The sequence below is a fragment of the Nonomuraea mangrovi genome, from assembly GCF_042681425.1.
Lineage (GTDB): Bacteria > Actinomycetota > Actinomycetes > Streptosporangiales > Streptosporangiaceae > Nonomuraea > Nonomuraea mangrovi.
In genome coordinates this window covers 1-976 of sequence record NZ_JBHUFV010000116.1, presented here as the reverse complement: position 1 = coordinate 976, position 976 = coordinate 1, and the positions used below count along the sequence as shown (strand labels likewise).

Sequence of the window (976 nt, the reverse complement as noted above, 5' to 3'; positions counted from 1 at the left end):
GTCCCTGGTAGTTCATCGTCATGGCGCGCGGCGACCTCACCGACGATGAGTGGTCCTTGATCGAGCCTCACCTGCCGCTGGGCGAGCGAGGCCCGATCCCGGACCTGCGGCAGCAGTTCAACGCGGTGATGTGGCGCTTTCGGACCGGCAGTCCGTGGCGGGATCTGCCCACCGAGTACGGGCCGTGGTCCACCGTCTACGACCGGTTCCGGTCGTGGGCGACGGCGGGCGTCTTCGAGCACCTGATGCAGGCGGTGATCGCCGAGGCCGCGGCCCGTGGGCAGGTCGACCTGAGGCTGGTCAGCGTGGACTCCACTACGGCTCGCGCCCACCACCACGCCGCCGGTATGGCTCTCGATCCCGAGCTGGTCAAGGCGTTGGAGGAGGCCGCCAAACAGGAAAAGGGGCTCCGCCAAAGGGGCAAAACACCCCCGATGGCATAGGCGAAGAAGGCAGGGCCTCGGATCGGGTCCGACGCCGACAGCTACGACTGCGAGGCAGGATCCGGCTGAAGGCGGCCGGACTTGGCCGCTCGCGGGGCGGACTGACCAGCAAGGTCCACCTGGCCGCCGACCCGCGATGTCGTCCGCTGTCCTTCGTCCTGACCCCCGGCCAGGCCGCTGACAGCCCACAGTTTCGCGCCGTCCTGGCCCGAATCAAGATCCGGCTACCCGTCGGCCGCCCGCGCACCCGCCCGGACGCAGTGGCCGCCGACAAGGCCTACTCCTCCCGCGCCAATCGCGCCTACCTACGACAACGCCGCATCAAAACCGTCATCCCCGAGAAGGCGGACCAGGCGGCCAACCGCAAGAGACGCGGCTCACGCGGCGGTCGCCCCGTCCGTCACGATCAGGACCTCTACCAGCAGCGCAACACAGCCGAACGCTGCATCAACCGGATCAAGGAATGGCGCGGCCTGGCCTTCCGCTTCGACAAGACTCCCCAGAGCTACATGGCCGGCCTTCATCTACGGGGC

1 pseudogene is annotated in these 976 nt (G+C 68.6%); it reads left to right on the top strand.

Features of this window, described 5'->3' with window-relative positions:
• Positions 1–20: 20 nt before the first annotated feature.
• Positions 21–976 (top strand): annotated as a pseudogene (locus ACFSKW_RS54720) (IS5 family transposase); the annotation flags it as partial.